The organism is Micromonospora sp. CA-249363 (genome assembly GCF_050950185.1).
Lineage (GTDB): Bacteria > Actinomycetota > Actinomycetes > Mycobacteriales > Micromonosporaceae > Micromonospora.
Genome location: NZ_CP192020.1, coordinates 4,324,482 through 4,348,606 on the forward strand (window position 1 = coordinate 4,324,482; position 24,125 = coordinate 4,348,606).

Below are 24,125 nucleotides of genomic sequence, written 5' to 3' on the forward strand. Positions count from 1 at the left end.
AGCCTCCAGTGACGGGCGGTGGTGATGTGCTCACACCAAAGCACGCTGAGGCCGCCACCGGAAGTGCTCTGCCGGTGGATGTGCCGGGAGCCGGGTCGGGGCTGCCGTGCCACGTCGCGGCCCGGTCCGGATCGACCGGGCCGCGACGGTGATCCCGGCTGGTTGCGCCGGTCTCGCGGTCAGGGCAGCGCCTTGAGGAACGGGCCGTGGTTCAACCGGAATTCCCAGGAGTAGTACCGGTCCCAGTTGATCGACCAGGTCATGAGCCCTCGGAAGTTGGGGTTGGTTCCGCTGCGCGGGGTGTACGCGCCGCAGTTCTGGCCTCGGACCAGGCAGTTAACCGCCTGTTGCACGCCGGCCGGGGCGAGGTAGCCGTTGCCGGCGCTGGTGGAGGAGGGTGCGCCGAACGCCACCTGGTCCTCGCGCAGCGCGGGGAAGACGGCGTTGGCGTTTCCCGCCACGGGGAAGCCGGCCAGCAGCATGTCCGTCATCGCGATGTGGAAGTCGGCGCTGCCTATGGTGTGGTACTGACCGTCGAGCCCGACGATGGGGCCCGAGTTGTAGTCCTGGACGTGCAGGACGGTGAGGATGTCGCGCAGCGCGTAGATCACCGGCAGGTACGACCCGGCTCTGGGATCCTGGCCGCCCCACGGACCGGAGCCGTAGAACTGGTAGCCGAGCTGCACGAAGAACGTCTCCGGGGCCATCGTCAGCACGAAGCCGTTCCCGTAGCGCTGCTTCAACTCGCGGATCGCCGAGATCAGGTTCACCACGACCGGGGTGGTCGGGTTGCGGAAGTCGGTGTCGCCGGTGTTGAGGTAGAGGGAGTGGCCCTCGAAGTCGATGTCCAGGCCGTTGAGGCCGTACCGGTCGATGATCGCCGACACCGAGCGGACGAACGCGTCACGGGCGGCGGTCGTGGTGAGTTGCACCTGCCCGTTCTGGCCACCGATGGACAGCAGCACCTTCTTGCCCTGCTGCTGCTTGGCGCGGACGGCAGCCGTGAACTGGGCCTCGGTCTCCACGGTGGGGCACTCGGCGACCGGGCAGAGTTGGAAGCGGATGTCGCCGGAGGTGACGGAGGTGGGTTCGCCGAAGGCGAGGTTGATGATGTCCCAGTCGTCGGGCACGTCGGCCATCCGCAGGTACCCGGCGCCGTTGGCGAAGCTGGCGTGCAGGTAGCCGATCAGCGCGTGCTTCGGCAGCCCCGTGTTCGGCGGCGGGCTGGTGGGCGGTGTCGTCGTGGGAGGCGCGGTGGTCGGCGGTGCCGTGGTGGGAGGCACGGTGGTCGGCGGCGTCGTGGTGGGAGGCACGGTGGTCGGCGGTGCCGTGGTGGGAGGTGTGCCACCGGCGCATGGCGCGCCGTTGAGTGTGCAGTCGGCGGGCGAGCCGGAGCCGGTGGCCAGGAAGCCGAACGACGCCGATGCGCCCGGGGCCAGGGTGCCGTTCCACGAGCGGTTGGTGAAGGTGTGCCGTTGCCCGACGCTGCTGACCGTGGCGTCCCAGTACGAGCCGAGGGTGGTGCCCGCCGGCAGCGTGAAGGCGACCTGCCAGCCGGTGATCGTGCTCGACCCACCGTTGGTGATGGTGTAGCGGCCCTCCCAGCCGGTGCCCCAGTCGGACGTCTTGGTGAAGGTGGCCGTCGGGCCGGCGGCCAAGGCTGGATAAGCGAAGGTCAGGGTCGCCGCAGCGGCGGAGACCAGGGCCGCCAGGGCAGCCAGGAACGGTGTTCGTAATCTGCGCGCCATCCGGTCCTCCCGAGGGGTGCCCGGTCGAGATATCGACGGGAGGCTAATTATTAGGTTTGTTAACTGAAGATGTCCAGGGGTGGGCGCGGGACAGGCAGAGCTGAGGCCATCGATCCGAGCGCGTCCGAGTTGCGCGGCACCGGCACGTCGGCGACCCGCAGCATCGCGACAGTCCACGGCAGCATGGGTCCATGGCCGAGCGTATGCACCCCCACGGGCTGATCGAGCGTGCCGACAGCTGGCTGCTACCGGTCGGCGACGGCACCGTCACACAACTACGGATCGACTTCGCGCTCACGCTCGTGATCGAGTCGTGGATCGAGATCAGGATCGAAACCGAGTTCTCCTACGGCACACCCGGCGCCGAGCGCCGAATCGACCCCGCGTTGTCGACAGCTCTGGCACCCCTGCTCGACCGGCACCAGGCCCACATCACGGCCGCCGAGATCCGCAAGAGCGGTCGACTGACCCTGACCTTCGCCGACGACGTGGTCCTCGTCGTCGAGCCGGACGACCAGTACGAGGCGTTCACCGTCACGAGCGCACCGTCGTCGGGGGGACGGGGATTCCGCTTCGTCGCGACACCCGGCCGCGGACTCGCCCGCTGGTAGCCGGCGCACGGGAGTGACGGGGCAGCGCCGCGGCGGTCCGGTCGGCGCAGACCAGTCAGTTGCCGTCCATGCTGGACCGCGCGCGCCTCGCATCCAACTCCAGCTCCAGGGATCGGTGCTCGCCGGCCGAAAACCGGTCCCACCCGTTGGATCGGGGCTGGTAGCGTGCGCCGAACATGAAGATCACGGGGGAAATATCGATGAACCGAACTCGACTCGTCCTGACTGGTGTGGCTGTCCTCGCGGCGATCGCGATGTCCGGCTGCGACCCGCAGCCCACGACTGAGAACGCCGCAACCTCGCCGTCCCCGGCAGCCTCGAGCGCCGCCCCGACGAGCAGCCCGACCAGTGCCGCCACCAGTGCAGCGGCCAACGACGCGGCCACGGTGAAGGCCTGCGCCGACATCAACAAGGACATCAAGGACAACGCCGCAAAGATCGCCAAGGCCGAGAAGATCGGCCCGCCAGCCGGTCACTTCGCGGTCAGTGCTCAGTGGGCAGCCGGCTCGGTCGCGATCCTGGCCCACTCGATCGGCGCCAATGACGCCGTCACCGCCGCCTCGGAGAAGATCCAGGACGAGATGATGAGCCTGAGCGACGCGTACAACAAGTCCGCCGACGCCAAGCCCAGCAAGAAGGCCCTGGAAGCCGCCATCAAGGAGCTGGACACCGCCTGCTCAGCCGCCTGACCGCTCGACCACGAATCGGCGGTGACCCCGGGACGGTCACCGCCGATTCGCCTGTCCGTACGGCTTGCGGCTACTGGATCATCGTGTCGTAACAGCCTTCTAGGGTGTCGGCCATGACGTGGTACGAGGCTCTGCCGGCGGGCATCCCCGACGGCCGTTCGGTGATCCCGCAGAACGGGGTCACACCGGTGTACTGGCTCTCCTCCGGTCCGGCCGCGGCGGGAGACTGGTCCCGTTGGCGGGCCCGACATCAGCAGACCGGACTGTGGCCTCTGCTCGCACTCGACGCCCACGGCCGTGACGACCCCTTCGGCGTCGATGCCGAGTACGACCAGATCACCACCGTCGAGCAGCACGACAGCAACGCGTTCCTCGCCGAATGCTGGGAGGCGGTCACCGAAGACGAACTCGACGGAGAGGTCGACACCGAACTCGGCCACCTCGATCTGGTCGGCGCACGGTGGCCCGGCCTCACGCCCGCACCCGATCAGCAAGGACCGGTGGAACTCTTCGCCGACCAGTACGCCGACCTGCTCTCCACCGGCCGGGCCCGCCTGGCGCTCGTCCCCGCGACCGACGGCGCACACGCACTGACCGCAGTCGGTTGGACCGGCCCGCTCAACCACGACAACGACACCGCCCGCTTCGCCGCCGTTGTCCGCGACTGGCAGACCCGATTTGGAGCCACGGTCGTCGGCCTGGGCTTCGACATCCTGCACCTGAGCATCGCCGCACCACCGGTCACCCTTGATGTGGCGCTACGGGTGACCGCCGAACATATCGCTTTCTGCCCGGACAACATCTGGCAGAGCAACACCGACACGTTCCGCAAGTACGCCGAAGCCATCATGGGTGTGAACTGCTGGGAATTCTGGTGGGACTGATGTCGGGGGCTGCCGTCCAGCCGCCGGCCGCGCCTGTCATGACGAAGGCGTCGACTGTGTCGCGGAGCCGGTCGAAAAAGCCGATCAGATTCTCTGCTACCACCTCGAACAGTGGATCATCGCTGCGGTAGACATCGGCGACGATCTCGCCGGCAGGCAGCCGGTACACCGGTGAGCCGGTCGCCGCGCCCACCGCGAACAGGGTGCCACCGCCATCGCTGGCGAACACGAACACGTCATCGACGAACCGTCCCCGGATCGACGTGACCTCACTGCGAGCGACCAGGCTGGGTTCGTGAACGAAGTAGCCGTTGCCGATGTCCGGCAGGCTGACGTCCCGCACCTCCCGGTACCACGCAAGCAGATCAGCGGGCGGACGCACGCCCGCGAGCGAAGCGATCTCCCCCTCCCCCGCCGGGCCGCCGATCGTGTGCCGGTCCGGCGGGTAACCGAACCGGACTTCGAATCCCGGCAGCAACCGATCCAGCCGGGCCGTGACGTCCTGGCGCCACCGCCGGATGTACGACCCGTCCATCGACGACCGGACCCGCCCGTCATCGGTCGGCACGCCGGCGTCCGCCGGCCTGTACCGGTCGACGCCGGTCAACCGATGTCCCAGGAGGCCAGGTGCGCGTCGCAGTGCAGGCAGCGGAACAGGTACGCGGTCGGCTCACCACTGCGATCCATCCGCCGCAGGATCTCGTCGGCCTGATCCGCCGGCCAACCGAGCCGGTGCAGATCTTCCCCGATCATTTCCAACGCGTCGGGATAGGCGCGTAGCTCCACGTATCCGGCCGCGCCGAGAAATGCGGCGCCGTCGCCGCAGTGATAGAGCCAGTACGGCTGCTGCCAGGAGTGGAACCCCGGTGTGCGTTGCGTGACCTCCTCGACGACGGCGAACGGAACCTCTGATGGCACATCGACCGTGTCCGTGAACATGCAGGGGAATTCGGCGTACCCCGTCAACGCCCGCGCCGCCTCACCCGAGGCGATGCAGTGCAGGCACAGAACGTCGGCCTGCCGACCGTAGATCGGCCCCACGTACCGCCAGCCGCGTTCGACTCCACACAGCACACATGCCTCATCGGTGGAGACGGCGGAGCCGGTCGCCACCGGATCGGGGTGGTAGCGGAACAGCGGCTGTGTCACTCGTCCACTCCTGTCAGACCCGGGCCGCGCAGCCCCAGCCACCTCACCGCCTCATGCCGCGCGAACCGTATCGCACGATCGAACCTCCACCGCCGCACGGGCGAGCGCGCGTCCGACAACCCTCCTGTCGCCCTCAATCCCGGCGGACGGTGAAGTTCCTGCCCTTGTGAGCCCGCACCACCTCCGATACATAATGGGCAGTGCACTGAGCGCCGCTTCAGCGACCAATGTGATCCGCCGAATCGATGGAGGCCCGTCCATGGCGTTGACCCCGGCGACTGGGGGCGGTTGCGGCGAGTCGACGCCACGCTCACCGATTCAGTCGTCGATGCCGGTCAATGCCGATGTCGAGTGGGACAACTTCGACCCGCAGGCATATGTGCGTCACAACTACGCGGATCTGCGGTCTGACGATCGGGAGATCCTCTGCCGCATCCGCGACTTCTTCGGCGAGGCGGAACTCTCCGACGCGCGGTGCGTCGACGTGGGGTCGGGCGCAAATCTGTACCCGGCGCTGTCGCTGCTGCCGTTCGCGAGGGCCGTCGACCTGTGTGAATGGTCGACGGCGAACGTGAACTGGCTGCGCGGGCAGGTCGACAGCTACGACGAACTCTGGGACCCGTACTGGCAGGTGTGCGCGGAGCACCCGGCGTACGCGGCGCTGGCGGACCCACGTCGGCGACTGGCGCAGGTCGGCCGGGTGGTGCGGGCCAGCGTCTTCACTCTGCCGAGGCACGCCTGGAGCGCCGGCACGATGTTCTTCGTGGCCTGCTCCATCTCGGCGGACCGGGCCGAGGCCGACCACGCGATCAGTCGGTTTCTGGACGCGCTGCGACCCAGGTCGCCCTTCGCCGTCACGGTCATGCTCGGGTCCCTCGGCTACAGCGTCGGCCGGCGGATGTTCCCGGCGGTGGCACTGCAACGCGCCGACGTGGTGGCCACCATCGCGGCGGGCGCGTACGACCTGGACGTCCACGAGGTACGACCCAAGCCGCCGCTGCGGGACGGGTATGTGGGCATGCTGCTGGCGACCGGCCGTACCCGCGGATAAGCGCCGATGCGTACCGGTGGAATGCCTCGACATGGTCCTGTCGGCGCAGCATGGTCGGGGTGGCATTCCACCGCGCCCGATTGGCCGGATTGCCGACACGCGGCCATCGAAGCCTTTCAAGTGGCACTCGACCGGCCCGCTACCATGATGCTGTACGTCACCGTGGATCATCGTGGGCACGGCTACACCAGCGGTTTCGAGTCGACGACTACAACAGACGGCGGTGGATCATGCGGATGCAGCCGCGCCAGGAGATCCTCGACATCTGGCGGGCTACGGTTCGCAGTTGCTGGGCGAACGGTGAATGGCACTGGGGTGGCCGAAGTGGCAGCAACTCGATCAGCGACGCGGAACAACTGCTGACCCTGTTGCTCCCCGCGGCCAAGGTCCCCGTGCTGTCACTCGACGACCCGGACCGCGCCGACGAAGAGGTGATCTCGGCGCTCAGCCCGATCGGCGGCGCGATCGAGATTCCCCGTCGGCTGGTCAGCGTAATGATCGACTATTTCCGGCGGTACACCGACGACGCCGGCACTCCGATCTTCGGCGGTGGCAGTTACCTCACCCCGCTGGAGGGCGGCCCGGAGCTCACCGACGAGCAGCGCTCCCTGGACATCGTCGACTCGTTCGCGGTGTCGGTCACACTCACGCTGGCGACGATCGGTTTCGTCAAGGTCTACCGGGGGTCCACCCAGCGGCGCGACCTGTTGGCGCAACTCGACGAACTGGAAGCCATGGCGAGCGCCCGCCTCACGGCGGCGATGGTCGGACTGCTCCGCAGCTTCAGCACCTTCGTCTTCACCGCCAGCGACGAGTACGGCATTCGTCTGTGCGACATGGTCAACCAGGACGAGCTACCGCGCCGCGAGCTGGTGGCGGCGCTGCGCGAACAGTTGCGGGACACGATGGCGAGCCTGCGTAGCGTGATCATCGGCTCGGGTCGGGTGACGGAGGACCTGGACAACAGCGAGATGCTGTTCGAGTGCGGCTGGTCGTGGGGGATCATCTCCGGGGCGGAGGAGGTCCCGACCACCGAGCCGATCGGCCGGCAGCGTGAGGGCTCCGCCGAGAACGCCCCCTACCTCTACTTCACCGTGATCGCGATGGACGCCATCGAGGACCTGAACTCCGAACGCACCCGGCTGCTCGGGTTGCTCAACGAGGAGCAGCAGCGGCTGTCCCGGGCGCTGCAACTGCGCTGGGAGCTCACCCGGACGTACTGGGCGACGGTGGCGACCTTCGGCAACCGACGACGGTGGCCCATCGAGGACATCCCCTGGCGGACGACCGACGGTGACCGGACCGACTACTACACGCTCCAGACCACGTCGCTGGCCGTGAAGGGCCTGATCGCCGTCGGGCGCGGCGGTGACGAGGAGCTCGGGCGGATCGCCTCGGTGCTGGTGGAGCTGGCGCAGCGGGCGCGGATCACCCGCCGTGCGTCGCCCGGCGAACCGGCGCTGTTCGTGCACGCGCCAGGCAAACGGGTGACCCTGAACGACGACACGTCCAAACCGATCATGACGTGGAACGTGAACGAGTTCTCCGTGGTGCTGCTACAGCGGGCGGCCGCCGTCGCCGGTCTGCTGAGCAACGCCCGACGGCGCAGTGAACTGCTCGAGCTGGCCGACGAGGTGTGGGACCATCTGCTGCTGCGGCGCATCCCGGACGGCCGGCACCAAGGGCTGTGGGACCACGCCGGTGGCGCGTTTCCCGGCCTGGCGCCGAAGCCGGACGCACCCTCGTGGTATCTGACCGAGCGGGTGGTGCAGGCTCTGGTCACCTCCGGTCAGCTGCTGTGGGAGCGGCCGTTCCCCCGAGCCGCCCGGCTGGCCGACTACGCGCAGGATCTCATCGACGAGGCCGAGTACCTCTTCGATCGGGAGCTGATGCGCGGCACCTTCGACGGCGAGGCGATGCAGCGCAGCATGCGCAGCATCCGCGCCAGCCTGGGCCGGGCACAGTTGCTGGTCGACGAGCGTCCCGGCACTGCGGCCGCTCTGGCGGCTACTCTTCTGTTGCTGCTCAACGACGTTGCCACCGGGCAGCAGAAGGCCAGCGAGGGGATCTGAATGCTGGTCTTCGTCACGTCACACAAGGGCGGCACCGGGCGGTCGGTGACCGCCGCGAACATCGCCTACCGCAGCGCATTGTCCGGCCACCCCACCTGCTACCTGGATTACGACTTCGGCTCGCCGACCGCCGGCATCACGTTCCAGATTCCGCAGGCCGTCAATGGTGTGGAGGGCGCTGGGCCCAATGGTGGCGGCCTGCACCGATATCTGCGCGGGGAGATCCCGTCTCCGGAGCAGTTGGACGTGTGGGGCACCTCGGAACGTGCCAGCCTGCGTCAGAGGCCCATCGGGTCCGGTCCGCTGGTGCTCCTGCCGGGGCAACGCAACGGTAGCGAGTTCGGTTTCACCAACGACATCGCCAAGCGCTGCGCCGAGCTCTTCCTCCGGTTGGAGGAGGAGTTCGACCTGACCCTGGTGGACCTCAGCGCCGGCCGGTCGTACGCCAGTCAGATCGCGCTGGCCGCCACCGCGACCTCGACCCTGCGCAAGGTCGCCGTGCGCTGGTTGGTCTTTCACCGGTGGACTCCCCAGCATGTCACCGCAGCGGCGGACCTGGCCTTCGAGGCGGGCGGGATCGTGGCCATGGGCAAGGAGTACGGCCACGAGCCGGACAAGCTACGGGAGTCGCTGCGCTTCATCCGTACGGCGGTGATCGACTCGCGTGGTCCGGAGGTGGGTCATCTCGGCCTGGCCCAGCAGGCCTTCCTGCGCAAATGCGACGCGGAGCTGTCGGAGCTGGCCCGACGACGAGGCGTCGGGCGTACGACGCTGCTGGGCGTGGTGCCGCTGGATCCGCTGCTGCAGTGGCGGGAGCAGCTGATCTCCGATCACGACGTGCAATCCAAAATTGCCAACGTCAAGACGGTGGACGCGTTCGTTGACCTCACCGAGAAGCTTTTCGACGAGACGGCATGGGACACCGCGTGATCGGCATGGATGTCAGGTTCCAGGAGGCGGCTGCGGTGCGGCGTACAGAGAGCGTGGCGTACTCGCATCTGTCCGTGGAGCTGGGGCACTTCTACGCGGAGGACTTCGGCGACGGGTGTGAGGAACTGCGGCGCAAGTTCGCGCGGATCGCGGACTGGTCCGCCGCGATCCCGGCTCTGGCCCGACGAGGGCTGCCCGCATCCCGGGAGCCGCGGATCAGCACCTGCTTCATGTTGGACGACTACTTCCACCGCTTCGGCACCCCCCGCGAGGTGATCCCGCAGGTGCAGAGCGCCGCGGCGGAGCACGGCCTGATCCTGGACTACGTGGCCCGGGAGTCCAGCTTCGCCCGGCACGACGGCGCCGAGCTGGCCCGGCTGGTGGTCGACACACTGGTGGTGGAACCACCTCGGCACACCACCGGGAGTCGTCCACCGCTGAGCGAGTCGGGTTGGCTGTCCAACGGCAAGCGGTCCCCCGGGCACGTCGACGCGCCGGCGATGACCCTGCCACGTCCGTGGTCTCCGCCGTTGCAGTCCGGCGATCCCCGGCACTCCATCTTCGTCGACATCGAACTCTGGTCCGACGAGCCGGACTCCCGGGTGTGGGCCTGCGCCCTGCTCGCCTCGGTCTGGCAGATGACCCGACTCGGCGTGCTACGGCATCGGGGCGAGACGATGACGCAGCCGCGCCGGCTCACCGGCGAACTGCCGACGGACTGGGACCAACTGCCGGCGATCGTCCAGCTGAACCCGACGGCCGCGCCGTTCTGCGCGTATCGCACGCTGACCCTGATGGGCACCGAGTACCTGCCGGTGGAACTGGCCGTACGCACCATCCTCGGCCAGGTGGCGGTGCCGCCGGCGGTCGCGCAGCAGGTCGCCAAACGCGCCGGCGGCGAGGGCCTGCACCTGCCCAGTGAGCTGGTCGACCGGCTCAGCTACGTGTTCATCAGCGACTGAGCGCTCAGCGCCCGCACGGCTCGTCGACGGTCACCCGGCCGGCCAGGTCACGAAGCAGAGCCATGTTGCTCACGCTGATCTGATCCCGGATCCAGTTGACCGACGAGTTCCACTGACGGCTGAAACCCGGTACCTGCTCCAACTGGTCCCAGATCGGCCGCAGCCGTGGGTGCACCCGCGCGCCGGGCAGCCACAGGTGCAGCAGGTGCTCCAACACCGGCCGCAGCCGCTCGACGTGCTCCTGCCCCGAGGCCGATCGGGTGACCGCGGACTCCACCAGCGAGGACAGGATGGTCAGCAGCCAGTCGTGCAACGCGAGATCTTCGCAGAGCCCGGCCACGGCGGCCGGCACGTCCTGCGGGTCGAGCACTAGTTCGACCGTACGCAGGGTGGGTGAGTCCACGGTGACCACCGCCGAGACGTCCCGGTTCGACCGCTCGTCCGCCTGCGCGGTCCAGCGCAGCCGTGTGCGCGCGGTACGCAGCGGCGGGCGTCGGTCCAGCAGGTCGGACATCTGCACACCGTCGAGCACCCGGCCGGTGATCGCCTCCAGGTTGAGCACGTCGGCGTTGGTGCCGTGCAGGAAGCCCGCGTTCAGGTCGGCGACGTCCAGCTTGCCGACCGTCTCGAGGACGCCGGGGTTGGCCAGATAGTGCGACCACGGCTGGCGGCGCTCGCCGGGGACGACGTGGATGACCGAGGAGGCCTGCACGATCCGGCCGCCGGTGATGATGGCCCGGGTAACGACCGCGCCCACCCCCCGCAACTGGCGCTTTCGGGCGCTCGGCAGCCAGCAGTCGACACCGGTACGGACATCGGGTGAGACCGCGTACAGCGACGGGCGTCGGGAGGTCAGCACGGCCTCGCCCTCGATCAGGCTGAGCACGTCGGAGCTCTGCTCCTGGGACAGCGCCGTGCTGTGCTGCAGAAGGCTGGTGTGCACCTCACCGACCGTGAGCATGGCTTCCTCCGCAACGCTGCCACCGACCCGCGCGCGTCCCGCGTACGCGGCTCGTGCTGATTGACGTAAACCCCTCGCGACCGGCACTGACACACTTCTCGAGTACGCGATTCGAATCGCCCGGACCCGTATCTGTTGATGGCCATCATAGGCACGGGGTCGGCGGGAATCCCATGTACCGCAGGCGTTCGGAGTGTTCGCACGGGTCGGACGGACGTGACACCGGCTGATATTTTCAATGTGCGGTCGCCGGCCACCCCCTGGAGTTTGCCGTCCATGAAGGTCTACATTTCGGCCACCCAAAAGGACTTGCTGGAATACCGCGCTGCCGTGCACGCCGTGGCCCGCCGTCTGGAGATCGACGACGTGGCCATGGAGGCCTACGGCGCCGACATCCGGCCGCCGCTGGAACGCTGCCTCGCCGATGTGCGCCGGTGCGACCTCTACGTGGGGCTGTTCGCCTGGCGGTACGGCTTCCGGCCGCCCGGTCAGGAGTCCTCGATCACCGAGTTGGAATACCGGGAGGCCCTCGCGGCAGGGAAGCCCTGCCTGGTCTTCCTGCTCGCGGAGGACACTCCCTGGCCGGTCGACATGATCGACCGGGACGCCGACTGGCAGCAGATCGTCGCGTTGCGTCGTGAGCTCAAGGAGCGCCACCTCTGCGCCTTCTTCTCCGGGGTGGACGACCTCACCGCCAAGGTGACCGCCGCACTGGCCGACGTACGCAGCGGCAGATCCCCGGCGCGCGAGCCCGCCGATCCGGACACCCACCTGCCGACAGTCGTCCGCAACCAGTACTACAAGCAGTTGTCGCTGCGATACCAGGCCGTCTCGGTGGACGCGGTCTCTCCGCGTCCCACCATCGGCTACCTCACCGTCGGACTCCCCAAGGTGTTCGTGGAGCCCCGCGTCCACGAGGACGCGCGGCCCGAGATGCCGCTGGCGTGGTGGCGGTGGGCCGGCTCCACGCCGGGCGGCGACGTCGGCGGGCTGCCCGGGGTGGTCAATCCGGAGGAGGTGGAGCGGCTCTGGGAGGAGTACGCCGCCAAGGACGAGCTGTCCTTGTTCGACGTGGTGTCCGACCCGGGGCGGCGCACGATCGTACTGCTGGGCGATCCCGGCTCCGGCAAGTCCGCGGCCGCGCGATACCTGGCATTGACGCTGGCCGGGGTCTGCGTCGAGCCTCGACTGAGCGCGCTGGACCGGTACCTACCCGTCCTGATCGAGTTGCGGTCCTACGCCACCCATCACGGGGACGGCCGGTGCGACGGCCTGCTCGACTACGTCGGCCACCGCCACCAGCAGGGACTGGCCGGTGTCGACCAGGACGTGCTGGAGGCGTACCTGCGCCAGGGCGGCCAGGCGCTGTTCCTGTTCGACGGCCTGGACGAGGTGTTCGACCCGGCGCAGCGGGAAGAGGTGGCCGCGCAGATCGCCACGTTCGCCAACGAATATCCGGGGGTGTTGACGGTCGTCACCTCGCGGGCGGCCGGCTACCAGCGGCACACCTTCGCCAACGCGGGCTTCGACCACTTCACCCTGGAGGATCTCGACGACGAGCAGATCGCGAGGTTCCTCGACAACTGGTACCGGTACGTGATGCCCACGCCGGCTGCCGAGGCAGAGCGGCAGCGGCGGCAGATCCTCGATGTGGTGGGCAGTTCCCGAGCGATGCGCGAGATCGCCGGGAACCCCCTGTTGCTGATGCTCATGGCGATCGTCGGCCGGGGTCACCCGCTGCCGCGCAACCGTCGCCGGCTCTACGCGCACGTCACCGACGTACTGATCTCCGAATGGGATGTGACCAAGCAACTGCGCGAGAGTCACGGCGACGTGCCGTCGCTCGACCTACAGGCGAAGCGTCGGCTGCTGCGTCACCTGGCGTACTGGATGCAGTTCCGCGAGTCCGGCCCCGCCGGAAACTACATCGAGTCCGACGAACTGGCACGCATCTTCCGGGACAACCTCGTCGCGTTCTACGGTTTCGAGAATGAGCGGGCGCTCGCCATGGCTTACTCGATGATCGACAAATTGCGGCAGCGAAGCTTCATCCTGGAGCGCTACGGCCTGCGACTGTTCGGCTTCGTACACCGCGCGTTCCTGGAGTTCTTCTGCGCCGAGGAAATCGTGGACAGATGCGAGCGCGATCCGACCACCTGGGGCCTCGATCATCTGCGTTCGTTGTTTCGCGAGCACTGGGCCGATCCGTCGTGGCGGGAGGTGCTTCGACTGGTCGCCAGCGCCCTGCCCGGTCGGATCGCCAACGAGCTGGTCACCCTGCTCGCCACCGAAGCCACTCAACCGTGGCCGCCACTGAACCTGACCGGGCCGCCCTGGAACCTGGTGCTGGCGGCGCAGTGCGTGGCGGAGGCGCCGCAGCCCGCCGAACTGGCCGGCGCGGGCGACGCCGTGCTGCGCCAGGTCGTGCGTCTCATCGAGCACGGCATCTCCGCCGACGACCCGAACCTGGTGGATCTCACCGAGCAGGAGCTGCTGTCCTCGATCCGGACGCTCGGCCCGGGTTGGCCGGGGCGGGAGACCTTCCTGCACTGGTACCGCCGCCGGGGTGTCCGCACCAGTTGGCGATCCGGTTCCGCCTTCGCCACCCGGATCGCGGCCGTGCTGTCCACCGCCGAGGAGCAGATGGAGGACCTGCTCGTCCGGGAGCTGGGGCAGGGCCGCGAGCGGCAGGCCCGCCTCACCCTGGTCGCCGGGCTGGCCGAGGCCGCCGGCCGCATCGAGGCCACCGGCGGCAACAGTGGACGATGCCGGGACATCCTGCTCGCCCAGGCGCAGGCCGAGGTCTCCACCGCGGTACGGCAGGCCGCCGTACGCGCACTGGTCGCCCACCTCGGCGCCGGCCTCGACCTCGTGGACGTGCTGTGCGACCTCGCCAACTCTCCCGATCTCGCGGTGCGGGCGCTGGCCGTGCAGTCTCTCGGCACCCGGTCCGACCTCTCCGACGACGTCCGTCAGGTGTTGGCCCGGGCCACCCGGGACGCCGCCGTCGCGGTGCGGCGAGCCGCCGCGGCAGTGCTCACCGCGCGCTGTGCCGACCTGACGGACGCACCCCAGACGATGCAGCGCCTGCTGGCCACCGACACCGACCCCGGTGTGGTGCAGTGCGTGCTGAAGGGTCTGCTGGCTCTGCCGGAGCACGCCGAGACCGCACGCACCACGGCGTTGCAGCGGGTCACCGGCGACTCGCCGGACGAGGTCCGGCGCTGCGTCCTGACCGAGCTGCTGCCGGAGCGACCCAGTCCGGAGAGCACCGAGCTGCTGCTGAAGCTGGCCTGCTCGGACACGTCCGCGCGGGTCCGCGTGGTCGCCGTGCAGCGGTTGGCGCTCGTACCCGACCCGGAGGGGCGCTGCCGGGCACGGCTGATCGACCAGATCGAACAGGACGAGGAATCCTCCGTACGGGCCGCCGCGGTCACCGCTCTGATCGACCGGGACCGCGCCGACGACACCGGATGGGCCGTGGTGGCCCGCGCGGCTCACGTCGACGAGGACGCGACGGTACGCCTCGCCGCGGTGCGCGCGCTGGCCGAGGCCTACCCCGACCACCGCACCGGGGAACTACTGCTGGAGAGCGCTCGACGCGACCCGACCGCGAGCGTCCGGCTCGCCGCGGTCGACCTGCTCACCGGGCGACCGCTGTTCGGCCACGCGACCCGGGACCTGCTCATCAGCCGCGCCTCCCAGGAGCGGGACCCGATCGTCCGGCTGCGGGTCACCCGTAGCCTGGCCCGTCTCGCCGACCCACCGGACGTCGAGGTGCGGGAGTGCCTTGCCGAGCAGGTCAGTCGGGACCCCGACCCGAACGTGCTGTGCGCCGCCGCCCAGGCGCTCACCCGCCACGGCGACGCCCCGGGCCTCATCGAGACACTGTGCCGACGGGCCCGCCGCGACAGCTACGTCGGCATCCGGTTGGCCGCCGTACAGACCCTCTGCGCGTACGGGAGCCCGGAGCTGGTGACCGACGTGCTGCTGGAATGCGTCGAGTCCGACACCGACCCGACCGTGTTCGATGCGGCCGTACGCTGTCTGACCGAGCAGGGTTCGGCGTCCATGGCGGTGACCCTGCGGCTCATGCGCCGCCTGTCGGACCAGGACCCGGCGATCCGCGCCCGTATCGCCGCCGCGCTCGGCGAGCACTTCGGCGCCGACCCGGAGGTCCAGGTGCTGCTGGTCGGGCTGGTCCGCGACGATCCGGCCCTGGAGGTTCGTCGCCGGGCCGTGGAGCAGCTCGGTGCCAGCCTGAGCGGCCGCACGGGGATACGGGACCTGCTGCTGCGGTTGGCCGACGACGATGACTGGGAGATCCGCCGGACCGCGCTGCTCGCGTTGACCCGCCACTACGACGGGGACGCCCGGACCCGGGAGGTGCTCGTGCGGCTCGCGCATCAGGAGGATGACGGCGCGGTGCGGCGGCTGGCCGGGCAACTGCTGGCCACGCTGCCCGACACCCGTCCTGACGACTTTCCGTGATCGATGCGGAGCTGTGGGTGCATCCGGGCGCGCGTCGAGCGACGATTTGATCGACCTCGTCAAATACCATGAGCTCATGACGGATCCGGTCGCGGGCTCGTCCCGCCCGACCGGCTGGAGCCTGCGAGTCCTCTTCGGCCTGATCGGGCTGGCCGCTCTCGTCCTCGGCTATGTGGGCTTCGAGCGCCTGCTCCGGGCGCGGCCGGACGTCGCCCACGATCCGTACGACGTGCTCTACTACGTCCTGCAACTCTTCGTATTCGGCGCCGAACCCTTCCAGAACGCCGGCCCCTACCCGTGGCAGTTGCAGGTCGCCCGGTTCGCCGCCCCGCTGTTCACGCTCCTCGCCGTGGCCGAGGCCAGTCGGCTGCTGCTGGCCGCCGAGAGTCGCCGCCTGCGGGCTCGGCGTGCGCGTGGGCACGTCCTGGTCTGTGGCGACTCCCAGTTCGCCCACATGCTCGCCGACCGGCTCTTCGCCGACGGTGAACGCGTGGTGGTGGTGCGCTCCGAGCCGTTCGGTCCGTTGGAGTACCGGTGGCGCCGGTACCTCGGTGTGGTCGGCGACCCGACCAGCCCCGAGGTGTTGCGCGGCGCCGGCCTGCCCCGAGCCCATACCGTCTACGCCTGCAGCGAGGACGACGACCGCAACCACGCGATCGCCAACACCGCCAACCGCCTCATCCATGACCGACGGCAGCCACCGCGGGTCTACATCCTGGTGCACGACTCGGAGATGTGTCTGTCCCTGCAGGCCCGACGACTCGGTGCCGCCGGGTCCAGCCGGCTGCGGCTGGACTACTTCCACGTCGACGACGTCGCCGCACGCGCCCTGCACCGGCACCACCCACTGCCCAGCGCGGGTGACCGACCAACCAGGATCCTCATCGCGGGCACCGGGACCTTCCGCCGGGCTCTGCTGGTGGAGACCGCCCGGCACTGGCGCGCATCCCGGGCCGACGCCCCCGCGGGCCACGCCGTGCCGCCCCTGCGGGTGGACGTCGTGGCGCCTGATGCCGGCACCGAGATCGCTCTGGCGTCGTCGCGTTACCCGTTCCTGGCCACCGTCTGCCAGTTGACCGCGTACGACCTGGATCTCGACGGCGTCGTCGGCCTCGGCCACGATGGCTACGACCGCATCTACGTCTGCGCGCCGGACGAGATCAGCGGGCTGCGGTTCGTGCTGGACACGCCCGCCCTGTGGCAGGGCGCCGAGAGCGCCGTGTTCGTGCCGGTCTACCGGCAGGCGGCGCTCGCGGCCGCCTTCCACGGCGACTCCCGTCACGACCTCCTCGACGAGGTGCACGGCAAGCTCCGTCTCTATCCGGTGCTCGCTCACGCCTGCGACGCCCGGCTGATCGCCGAGGACCTCACCGAGCGGTTGGCCCGGCTGATCCACGAGCGGTACGTCCAGGCCCAGCAGCGCGCCGGAGTACGACTCGGCGACGCCCCGGCCATGGTGGACTGGTCGCATCTACCCGAGTCGTTACGGCGGGCCAACCGCGCCCATGTCCAGGACATCGCCGCCAAGCTGTTGGATCTCGGTTGCGTCGTGGCGCCTCGGAACGGTGGCACCGGTGACGCCTCGGCCGCCGGGCAGGCCATCGACGACCGGATCGACGATCTCGCCCGCCTGGAGCACGAACGGTGGTGCCGGGAACGGCACGGGGACGGCTGGACGTACGGCGACCCGCGTGATGACGTCCAGCGGCGGCACCCCGCGCTGCGGCCGTGGAAGGACCTGCCGCCCGACGTACAGGAGCAGAATCGCGAGGGGATCCGGGCGCTGCCCGACGTGCTGTCCGACAGCGGGTTCGAGCTGATCCGGCTGGCGCCCCCGGTGCCCGCACAGCGCAGAGGCCCGAGAGATGCCGCCTGACCTCGGCCCGGTCCGCGTCGGCGTGACCGGGCACATCAACCTGACCCGCGACACCGAACTGCTCGTCGCCGACGCTCTCCGCGTCGAGTTGGGCCGGATCAGCGATCGGCCCGTGCACGGCGTGACCTGCCTGGCGGCCGGCGCGGACCAGGTCTTCGCGCGCACGATCCTCGAACTGGGCGGCACGTACGAGGTGATCCTGCCGGCCCGCGACTACCGGTTCGCGGTCATCAGCGCGGAGAACCGGCCGGCCTTCGACGAGTTGCTCGACCGGGCGGCAGCGGTCGTCCACACCGGTTTCGACCACTCGCACACTGCCGCCTACGTGGTTGCCAACCGTGAGCTGGTCCGACGGGTGCAGCGACTCGTTGCGGTGTGGGACGGCAAACCTGGCCGTCACCCCGCGTCGACCGACCAGACCATCGACTGGGCGGAGCGCCACGGCGTCCCGACCACGATTCTCTGGCCCGTCGGGGCCCGCCGAACGCCCGCCGAGGAATGACGCCGTCGGCCGGGTCGGTTGAGGTGCCCCCAGCTGCGCGCTATCCCCCGGAGCCCTCTTCCGCGCCGTCCGGGGTGATGGCGTCACCGCCCGGACCGGTCTCCAGGTAGACATGTTGGTGACCTTGGCCGGCATCGATGTTGAGCTGGTCCAGCTGGGTGGCAGCAACAGACCAGGCTTCCACCGCTTGGACCGCCTGCCGTTTCGCCAGTTCCGTCAGAGCCGCCCGTTGGGTGGACGGCCCAGTGACAGCGAGGAGATACGAGTCGACCGCCAGGGAGCCCTGCTCCACGGCGCTACGCAGGCCGCCACGTGCGACGTTGGTCGCGGTGGTGCCCGACGGAGGGTTGGCGAACAGCTCCGTTGCCCGCTGCATGGTCTGTCGCCACTGGCGGGCCTCTTCAGGACCGGCCTGCCCACTGCTTGGTGTCACCGTGCCCAGGACGGTGAGAACGGGAGAGATCTCCTCACGAAGGCGGCGGGCCGTCGCCGTCAGCTCGACGATCTGCTGACTGTCGCGCTTCGCCTCAGCCTCGCGCATGTCGGCGACAGTGGACTCGACGCCGTCGGGTCGACCGGCTGTATAGCCGGCAGCGCCTCCCAGCAGAGCGCACGCGAGCCCGACCGCCCCGACGACGACAGCGACACGTGCCATGCGGCGGCGGCGCGTGTCGGGCGCGGACAACTGATAGGAGGGCCTACCGGTACGGCGCGACACGACATCCCCTTGCGTCGATGGAAGCCTGGAGGCAGCCTAGCCGTGTCGACCGATGCCAGTCGATACTCCGCATGGGTCGCGCGCCGATGCCCGCACCGCGAGGGGCCGCCACCGGAGACGACCGGCTCTGCGGCCGTGACCCCGCTATCCGGTCCCGGCGGAGGCAACCACGACCTCGCAGTCCAGGTCGAGGCCGGCCCATGCGTTGCTCGTCGCCGCGACGGCCGGGCCAGCACCGCCCACGGCAACCGGTGCCGGAACAATCGGAGCCGGCCGTGATTCAGCTCGCACCATTTGCCTCTGACGTCAACGTGAGGTTCTAGCGTGGTGGCTATGCGAATCAACGGATCAACAGCTCTCGTGACCGGCGCCAACCGCGGCCTCGGCAAGGCCTTCGTCGAGGCACTCCTCGCCCGCGGCGCCACCGTCTATGCGACCGCCCGACGCCTGGAAAGCATCGACATCCCCGGTGCCGTCACCCTCCAGATGGATATCACGGACCCGGCGTCCATCGAGGCCGCGGCGGCTCAGGTGGGCAACCTCGACATCCTCGTCAACAACGCCGGCACCTCCACGGAAGCCCCGCTGCTCGGTCCCTCCACGGAGAACATCCGCAAAGACTTCGACACCAACTTCTGGGGCACTCTCAACGTCACCCGCGCGTTCGCGCCGAGGCTGGCCGGTGGTGCCATTCTCAACGTCATCTCGGCGCTGAGCTGGTACACCTTCGCGCCCGGCAGCAACGGCTACGCTGCCTCGAAGGCTGCGGAGTGGTCCCTGACGAACGGCATCCGGCTCGAGCTGGCCGACCAGAAGACCCTGGTCACCGCCCTGGCGCTGGCCATCGCCGACACGGACATGATGGCCGGCGTCGACGTCCCCAAGCTCCCGCCCCACGAGGTGGTCACCCAGGCCCTCGACGGGCTGGAAGCGGGCAGGATCGAAGTCATCGCCGACAAGCCCACCGCCAACGTCAAGGCCTCCCTCTCCGGCGATCCCGCCCTCTTCTACGCCGACATCATCGGCAACCTCTTCGCCTGAATGGCGGGGTCAGGGCGTAAGCCCGTTGTGGGGCCGGCTCCCGGTGCAGCCGCCCCGGCTGTTCCCGTCGCGTCGCGACGGTCGAGCTCTTTCGACCGGACCGCCCCGCACGCCTCGTAAGCAATCGGTAATCCGGCCCCACCTGGTCACAATGAGATCCGAAGGCTTGACTGGAACCGTGACTCGCCGTCTTTTCCGTACTCCTGTCACCTGGGTCGTCGTTGCCGTGCTCGGAGTCGGTGTCGCAGCAGCGTCCTACTGGTTCCAGCCGTGGCGGTTGTTCACCGACAGAGTCGTGACGGAGACCCTGTCCACCGCCGTCCCGCAGCCGTCTCAGTCCGTATCCGACGTCGCGGATGTTCCGGCCTCGCCGATCGTTCTCGCAGAGGGCACTTTCATCACGCACGAGCACGACACCAGCGGCACGGTCCGGATGATCCGCAACCCGGACGGCAGTCACCAGCTGGAGATCGCCGGGCTGGACACCAGCGACGGCCCCGACCTACGGGTGTGGTTGTCCGATCAACGGGTTCGCAAGGGCACCGCCGGCTGGCGGGTGTTCGACGACGGCCGGTACGCGGAATTGGGCAAACTCAAGGGCAACCACGGTGATCAGGTGTACCGGCTGGCGGCTGGGGTCGACCCGGCAGCGTTCCGCAGTGTCAGCATCTGGTGCAAGCGATTCGCCGTCTCGTTCGGCGCCGCGGAACTTGCCGCCGTCCCGTCGTAGCTGGATGCGTCTGTTCGCGGAGCCCGGAGGATGACCGTGCTCCGCGACCTCGTCGAGCGCCCGCTTCAGCAGTCGGGGCGAGCCAGCAGGTAGGCGCCGATCGTCACTGCCACAGCGACAGCAAGAGCCCACCAGAGATGCCGCGGACGGACCACCACCTGCCACCACAGCACGACCAGCGGACCGCCCGGAGACAGCACCGCTGGACGCATCCACCGGCCAGGGTCACCACCTCGCACCGCGCCAACCACGACGAGGACGCCAAGCATGAGGAGCGTGGCGAGGAGCGGCCCCAGGAACGCCCAGCGAAGGCGCAGGGAGTTCGCATCATCCGGCACGCGGAAACAGCAGGGGGCAACGCCACGTTCAGCCTACAACGAAGCCAGATCGTTGTCAGTCGGTCGAAAAGCCCTGTTGACCTGCGGTTTCGCCGCCATACCCTGGCTCGTCGTGATCAACGAAAACTGTTGGACCGCACTCTGGCCGGCCGCCGACTCCCCGACGAGCGACGGCCTCCCAGGCACCCCCAGGGTTGTCTACGTCCGGGGCAACCTCTGGTTGGACAGGCCGGCCGGTGATCCGGTGGCACGGGGCCTGGCGGGTAATCCAGCGGCACCGATCGACGTGCTCCTGCGTCTGCTCGACAACCACGCCGAGGCCGTTCCGGCAGCATTCCGGCGACGGGCCGACCTACCGCCCGCGGTCGTCGCGGCGGCGACGCGTCATCCCATAGCCCGAGTACGCGGCGCGCTCGCGGCCAATCCCCACGTCGATCCAGCGATCCGGCTCCGTCTCCTGGATGATCCCGAGCGTCGCGTCTTCGAACTCCTCCTTGAAGATCCGGACCTGGAATTGCCGGACGGCGCGTTCATGTCGTACCTGGACCGGCTCGTCAAGCAGTTCCGGCGTGATCTCATGACGCCCGCCGAGCTACACGGCGAGGTGATCGAGGTCGGGATACGCGACCGGCGGGCGGTGCGATCCGTCGCCACCCACCCGGAACCCCTCGTACGCGCCGCCGCGGTCAAACTGCTCGGCAGCCTGGACGAGACGTCCCGCGCGCAGTTGCGCGAAGCCTTGCTGCACGACGACGTACCGGAGGTAAGGGCGGCGACCGTCCACTTCCACGCCGAGCGGGAACGGGTACAGGAGCCTGCCGACCTGCCCGCCAATGGGTACGCGTACCGGGGCATGCTGAGCGACCTGCGGCTCTCCCCCGCGCTGATCGAGTACGTGCTCGCCGACCGGGACGGCAGGCAGGGCGCCGACGCGATGGCGACCAACCCGACCCTGCCGCCGGAGGTGGTCGAGGCGCTGTTCGACCACCCGTCGGCGGACGTCCGGCGCAGCCTCGCGCAGCGCGACGACCTGACCCGCACCCAGCTGGCGCGGCTCGCCGCGGACCCGGACGTGTCGGTGCGCACCGCCGTCTCCATCCATCCCGCGCTCAGCGAAATGGACCGCGCGGCGATCGACATCGACGTGACCACGGCACCATGGGACCGCCGAACCGACCACTGCTGGCACATTCGCTCGGCATTGCCGCCTCAATCACTGCCACCGCCGGCGGAATCGGTGCGGCTCGCCACGTCGGTCAACCCACTGCTGCGCCGGCGGGCCGCAGTCGATCCGCGACTACCCGCCGATGTCGTCGCCATGCTCGTCGACGACCCCGATCCCAACGTACGAGCCCTCCTCGCCCACCACCATCCGGCCGCGCCGCCCGAACTTCTGCTGCGGGTGTTCCGCGAGGACGAGCACCGCCGATGTGACCGTGGTCGGCTGCTGGCTCTGCCGAACTTCCCGGTCGCGACACTGGCCGGGTACGCCGACGACCAGGATCCAGCGGTCCGACGGCTCATCGCCCTCGACCCGGAGGCGGATCCGTCGCTCGTCGATCGACTCACTCACGACCCCGACGCGTCAGTGCGACACGCGATGGCGGCGTGCCCTCAACTACCGGTGGACCGCATCATCGAGCTGCTCGATCATCATGAACTGGCCGAGTCCGCAGCGGCGAATCCCGCACTGTCCGTACAGGTGATGCGAGAGCGAGTCGCCTCGACTGCCCCTGAAGGCGATGAGGCGGCTCAGTAGTGGTCATAGGTCTTCCCCGCTGATCACCAAACAGCCGAACATGTCGCCGAGGACACCTCGTTGGTGTTCCGTGAGCGAGTTGACGAACACCGCAACACCGACCTCTGCGGCCCGGCACGCCTGCGCGATCTCACGCGCCTTGCCTGGGCTGACCAGTGTCCGCCGCGAGAGCGGCGCGGCCATCTTGGCCGCACCGCCGTGCGACACCCCACGCCGCTGGACGTGCCGGCTCACCACCCGCCCGCCATGGCCCTCCACGGATGCTGCCAACACGTCCAGCTTCCGGCCGAACTCCTTGTCCTTCGCCGAGAAGAGGCCCACGAGCGCCACGTCGGCGCCCGCCAGCACTGAGACTGCCAACTCGCTCGGATGCCGCCGCATACGGCCATGCTGTCAGGCGGTCAGGCTGGCGGGTCATCTCGGAAGACCTGCTTCTGCACGCCTGGCCCCCAGCGCGTCGCAACGAGTTCGGGCCGAGGGCGGGTCGGCCTGGGAATCCAGGCGTGTTGTCTGTTATCGGGTGCCGGGCTGTCCCAGTCGGCGATCAGCGAAAATGGATCAGTGTCGCGGCCAGCTCCGTCGTCACACGCCTCCCGAACAACCATCGTTGGGTAAAAGCGCGTCTCCTGAGCCACCCCGCAGTCATCCGTGCGTGAGGCGACCAAGGCACCGCAGTCTCGGCAAGCCACGGACGGATCCCAACCTACCATCGACCAGCAGCCGGTGCGAACAAGGCCATGAACGATGCGTGTCCCGCGCACGTCGCCGGGTGAGAGAACGAAGGTGCCGGCGATCTGATCACGGCCGTAGGCGGCTGCGTCGATTGCATAGGTGCCGGGGTCCAGCAGTGGCGGGTTCACGTGGTGACAGTCCAGTAGCGACCAGTGTGGTCCATCCGGCAGGTCCACCATCCGGACGGGCACGCTCAGCGTGTTCCCACATCGGGCGCACCGGAAGCCCTCCACTGGCGCAGTGTGACACTCGGGCCAGGCGAATGCATCCGAGAATGAGGGACCATGGCGTTCGCCCGTCCGGCGAGCATGCGGGACGATTGCCCCTTCATCAGCGGCAGAGGCGAATGTGGCGGTATCTGGTGGTGGTGTCGACGCCGGTCAACAATGAGCCTGCCGGCTCAGGCACGACGGACGGAGGTAACCGGTGGAGCGATTCGCGGTCGTGGTCAGTGCCGGCTCGTTCAGATCAGATGACGGTGGTGCGATCTCGTTCCCTCATCGCTGGACACCCGAGGGCGTGACGGTCGAGGCGGACTTCACCGGAGCGCACCTGTTGCACCTCGCTGCGGCTGGCTGCGTCCTGAACGACATCTATCGGGAGGCCGGCGAACTCGGCATCCGAATCGACGGGGTACGGGTATCGGCCGAGGGAGGTTTCGACACGCGGACGTGGATATCGAGCGGCATCACCTACCAGGTCGAGTTGAGCTCCCCCGCGTCCGGCGACGAACTTGCCCTGCTGTTGGACCGTGTCGACGAGGTCGCCGAGATACCGCGGGCGATTCGAGCCGGGGCCACCGTACGAAGAAGCTGACTCGCCCCTTCGACGCACAGGTCCAGACCAACACGGGGCAGAAACCTGACCGGTCGACGGCCTTT

General features: G+C 69.0%; 22 protein-coding genes. 14 read left to right on the forward strand and 8 right to left on the reverse strand.

The window, feature by feature from the left end; translation table 11 throughout:
- Nucleotides 1-179: 179 nt before the first annotated feature.
- Both ACQPZK_RS19525 and ACQPZK_RS19530 read right to left on the reverse strand, forming a co-directional pair.
- Nucleotides 180-1,748 carry a chitinase gene (locus ACQPZK_RS19525; RefSeq protein ID WP_433534373.1) on the reverse strand — a complete coding sequence of 523 codons (1,569 nt, stop codon included), beginning with the start codon at nt 1,746-1,748 and terminating at the stop codon, nt 180-182.
- 59 nt (nt 1,749-1,807) lie between these two features.
- Nucleotides 1,808-1,933 carry a hypothetical protein gene (locus ACQPZK_RS19530; protein ID WP_433534374.1) on the reverse strand — a complete coding sequence of 42 codons (126 nt, stop codon included), beginning with the start codon at nt 1,931-1,933 and terminating at the stop codon, nt 1,808-1,810.
- A 6-nt stretch (nt 1,934-1,939) separates the two neighbouring features.
- Here ACQPZK_RS19530 and ACQPZK_RS19535 point away from each other — a divergent pair, with 6 nt between their 5' ends.
- From ACQPZK_RS19535 to ACQPZK_RS19545, 3 genes are all read left to right on the forward strand, one after another.
- Complete coding sequence (locus ACQPZK_RS19535) at nt 1,940-2,359, forward strand: DUF6188 family protein (protein WP_433534375.1); 420 nt, start codon at nt 1,940-1,942, stop codon at nt 2,357-2,359.
- Between the two features lie 176 nt (nt 2,360-2,535).
- Nucleotides 2,536-3,048, forward strand: a complete 513-nt coding sequence (locus tag ACQPZK_RS19540; protein WP_433534376.1) for a hypothetical protein — start codon at nt 2,536-2,538, stop codon at nt 3,046-3,048.
- Nucleotides 3,049-3,161: 113 nt separating this feature from the next.
- Nucleotides 3,162-3,932, forward strand: a complete 771-nt coding sequence (locus ACQPZK_RS19545) for a DUF4253 domain-containing protein (RefSeq protein ID WP_433534377.1) — start codon at nt 3,162-3,164, stop codon at nt 3,930-3,932.
- Here the strand turns inward: ACQPZK_RS19545 and ACQPZK_RS19550 are convergent.
- On the reverse strand, nt 3,895-4,539 hold the full coding sequence (locus ACQPZK_RS19550) for a hypothetical protein (protein ID WP_433534378.1): 645 nt from the start codon (nt 4,537-4,539) through the stop codon (nt 3,895-3,897). The two genes, ACQPZK_RS19545 and ACQPZK_RS19550, sit on opposite strands and share 38 nt — an antisense overlap.
- Nucleotides 4,536-5,081 (reverse strand): CbrC family protein, encoded by a 546-nt coding sequence (locus ACQPZK_RS19555; RefSeq protein ID WP_433534379.1) that lies wholly within the window; start codon nt 5,079-5,081, stop codon nt 4,536-4,538. Before ACQPZK_RS19555 ends, ACQPZK_RS19550 begins: the two co-directional genes overlap by 4 nt.
- Before the next feature lie 328 nt (nt 5,082-5,409).
- On the opposite strand from ACQPZK_RS19555, the gene ACQPZK_RS19560 reads away from it, so the two are divergent.
- From ACQPZK_RS19560 to ACQPZK_RS19575, 4 genes are all read left to right on the forward strand, one after another.
- Entirely contained in the window at nt 5,410-6,132 is a 723-nt protein-coding gene (locus ACQPZK_RS19560) for an SCO2525 family SAM-dependent methyltransferase (protein WP_433534380.1), read from the forward strand.
- Nucleotides 6,133-6,362: 230 nt separating this feature from the next.
- On the forward strand, nt 6,363-8,204 hold the full coding sequence (locus ACQPZK_RS19565; protein ID WP_433534381.1) for an SCO2524 family protein: 1,842 nt from the start codon (nt 6,363-6,365) through the stop codon (nt 8,202-8,204).
- Nucleotides 8,205-9,134 carry an SCO2523 family variant P-loop protein gene (locus tag ACQPZK_RS19570; protein WP_433534382.1) on the forward strand — a complete coding sequence of 310 codons (930 nt, stop codon included), beginning with the start codon at nt 8,205-8,207 and terminating at the stop codon, nt 9,132-9,134.
- Nucleotides 9,135-9,169: 35 nt separating this feature from the next.
- Nucleotides 9,170-10,096 carry an SCO2522 family protein gene (locus tag ACQPZK_RS19575; protein WP_433534383.1) on the forward strand — a complete coding sequence of 309 codons (927 nt, stop codon included), beginning with the start codon at nt 9,170-9,172 and terminating at the stop codon, nt 10,094-10,096.
- 4 nt (nt 10,097-10,100) lie between these two features.
- Here ACQPZK_RS19575 and ACQPZK_RS19580 read toward each other — a convergent pair whose 3' ends face one another.
- Complete coding sequence (locus ACQPZK_RS19580) at nt 10,101-11,057, reverse strand: SCO2521 family protein (protein WP_433534384.1); 957 nt, start codon at nt 11,055-11,057, stop codon at nt 10,101-10,103.
- 276 nt (nt 11,058-11,333) lie between these two features.
- Between ACQPZK_RS19580 and ACQPZK_RS19585 the strand changes: the two genes are divergently transcribed.
- The 3 genes from ACQPZK_RS19585 to ACQPZK_RS19595 all read left to right on the forward strand — a co-directional run bounded on the left by ACQPZK_RS19585 (nt 11,334) and on the right by ACQPZK_RS19595 (nt 17,926).
- A complete protein-coding gene (locus tag ACQPZK_RS19585; protein WP_433534385.1) occupies nt 11,334-15,548 on the forward strand; it encodes a HEAT repeat domain-containing protein in 4,215 nt (1,404 codons plus the stop codon).
- 76 nt (nt 15,549-15,624) lie between these two features.
- The gene (locus ACQPZK_RS19590; RefSeq protein WP_433534386.1) at nt 15,625-17,424 is read left to right on the forward strand and encodes a RyR domain-containing protein; all 1,800 of its coding nucleotides are present in this window, start codon (nt 15,625-15,627) and stop codon (nt 17,422-17,424) included.
- A complete protein-coding gene (locus ACQPZK_RS19595; RefSeq protein ID WP_433534387.1) occupies nt 17,414-17,926 on the forward strand; it encodes a hypothetical protein in 513 nt (170 codons plus the stop codon). The genes ACQPZK_RS19590 and ACQPZK_RS19595 overlap by 11 nt, the downstream gene beginning before the upstream one ends.
- 40 nt (nt 17,927-17,966) lie before the next feature.
- Here the strand turns inward: ACQPZK_RS19595 and ACQPZK_RS19600 are convergent, their stop codons facing one another.
- Nucleotides 17,967-18,467 (reverse strand): hypothetical protein, encoded by a 501-nt coding sequence (locus ACQPZK_RS19600; protein ID WP_433534388.1) that lies wholly within the window; start codon nt 18,465-18,467, stop codon nt 17,967-17,969.
- Between the two features lie 510 nt (nt 18,468-18,977).
- Here ACQPZK_RS19600 and ACQPZK_RS19605 point away from each other — a divergent pair.
- Together ACQPZK_RS19605 and ACQPZK_RS19610 are read left to right on the forward strand one after the other, a co-directional pair.
- Nucleotides 18,978-19,685 carry an SDR family oxidoreductase gene (locus ACQPZK_RS19605; protein WP_433534389.1) on the forward strand — a complete coding sequence of 236 codons (708 nt, stop codon included), beginning with the start codon at nt 18,978-18,980 and terminating at the stop codon, nt 19,683-19,685.
- Between the two features lie 178 nt (nt 19,686-19,863).
- Entirely contained in the window at nt 19,864-20,415 is a 552-nt protein-coding gene (locus ACQPZK_RS19610; RefSeq protein WP_433534390.1) for a DM13 domain-containing protein, read from the forward strand.
- A gap of 65 nt (nt 20,416-20,480) precedes the next feature.
- Here ACQPZK_RS19610 and ACQPZK_RS19615 read toward each other — a convergent pair whose 3' ends face one another.
- Entirely contained in the window at nt 20,481-20,627 is a 147-nt protein-coding gene (locus ACQPZK_RS19615; protein ID WP_433534391.1) for a hypothetical protein, read from the reverse strand.
- Nucleotides 20,628-20,865: 238 nt separating this feature from the next.
- Here ACQPZK_RS19615 and ACQPZK_RS19620 point away from each other — a divergent pair, with 238 nt between their 5' ends.
- Nucleotides 20,866-22,512, forward strand: coding sequence for a HEAT repeat domain-containing protein (locus ACQPZK_RS19620; protein WP_433534392.1), 1,647 nt, complete (start codon nt 20,866-20,868; stop codon nt 22,510-22,512).
- Nucleotides 22,513-22,515: 3 nt separating this feature from the next.
- Here ACQPZK_RS19620 and ACQPZK_RS19625 read toward each other — a convergent pair whose 3' ends face one another.
- Nucleotides 22,516-22,893, reverse strand: a complete 378-nt coding sequence (locus ACQPZK_RS19625) for a hypothetical protein (protein ID WP_433534393.1) — start codon at nt 22,891-22,893, stop codon at nt 22,516-22,518.
- A 777-nt stretch (nt 22,894-23,670) separates the two neighbouring features.
- Here ACQPZK_RS19625 and ACQPZK_RS19630 point away from each other — a divergent pair.
- Nucleotides 23,671-24,060 carry an OsmC family protein gene (locus ACQPZK_RS19630; RefSeq protein ID WP_433534394.1) on the forward strand — a complete coding sequence of 130 codons (390 nt, stop codon included), beginning with the start codon at nt 23,671-23,673 and terminating at the stop codon, nt 24,058-24,060.
- The last annotated feature ends 65 nt before the right edge of the window (nt 24,061-24,125 follow it).

Excerpts from the sequence above, each read along its gene's own strand:
- ACQPZK_RS19525 (WP_433534373.1), bottom strand. The coding sequence starts at position 1,748 with ATGGCGCGCAGATTACGAACACCGTTCCTGGCTGCCCTGGCGGCCCTG.
- ACQPZK_RS19530 (WP_433534374.1), bottom strand. The coding sequence starts at position 1,933 with ATGCTGCCGTGGACTGTCGCGATGCTGCGGGTCGCCGACGTGCCGGTG.
- ACQPZK_RS19535 (WP_433534375.1), top strand. The coding sequence starts at position 1,940 with ATGGCCGAGCGTATGCACCCCCACGGGCTGATCGAGCGTGCCGACAGC.
- ACQPZK_RS19540 (WP_433534376.1), top strand. The coding sequence starts at position 2,536 with ATGAAGATCACGGGGGAAATATCGATGAACCGAACTCGACTCGTCCTG.
- ACQPZK_RS19545 (WP_433534377.1), top strand. The coding sequence starts at position 3,162 with ATGACGTGGTACGAGGCTCTGCCGGCGGGCATCCCCGACGGCCGTTCG.
- ACQPZK_RS19560 (WP_433534380.1), top strand. The coding sequence starts at position 5,410 with ATGCCGGTCAATGCCGATGTCGAGTGGGACAACTTCGACCCGCAGGCA.
- ACQPZK_RS19565 (WP_433534381.1), top strand. The coding sequence starts at position 6,363 with ATGCGGATGCAGCCGCGCCAGGAGATCCTCGACATCTGGCGGGCTACG.
- ACQPZK_RS19570 (WP_433534382.1), top strand. The coding sequence starts at position 8,205 with ATGCTGGTCTTCGTCACGTCACACAAGGGCGGCACCGGGCGGTCGGTG.
- ACQPZK_RS19580 (WP_433534384.1), bottom strand. The coding sequence starts at position 11,057 with ATGCTCACGGTCGGTGAGGTGCACACCAGCCTTCTGCAGCACAGCACG.
- ACQPZK_RS19585 (WP_433534385.1), top strand. The coding sequence starts at position 11,334 with ATGAAGGTCTACATTTCGGCCACCCAAAAGGACTTGCTGGAATACCGC.
- ACQPZK_RS19590 (WP_433534386.1), top strand. The coding sequence starts at position 15,625 with ATGACGGATCCGGTCGCGGGCTCGTCCCGCCCGACCGGCTGGAGCCTG.
- ACQPZK_RS19595 (WP_433534387.1), top strand. The coding sequence starts at position 17,414 with ATGCCGCCTGACCTCGGCCCGGTCCGCGTCGGCGTGACCGGGCACATC.
- ACQPZK_RS19600 (WP_433534388.1), bottom strand. The coding sequence starts at position 18,467 with ATGCGCGAGGCTGAGGCGAAGCGCGACAGTCAGCAGATCGTCGAGCTG.
- ACQPZK_RS19605 (WP_433534389.1), top strand. The coding sequence starts at position 18,978 with ATGCGAATCAACGGATCAACAGCTCTCGTGACCGGCGCCAACCGCGGC.
- ACQPZK_RS19615 (WP_433534391.1), bottom strand. The coding sequence starts at position 20,627 with ATGCGTCCAGCGGTGCTGTCTCCGGGCGGTCCGCTGGTCGTGCTGTGG.
- ACQPZK_RS19625 (WP_433534393.1), bottom strand. The coding sequence starts at position 22,893 with ATGCGGCGGCATCCGAGCGAGTTGGCAGTCTCAGTGCTGGCGGGCGCC.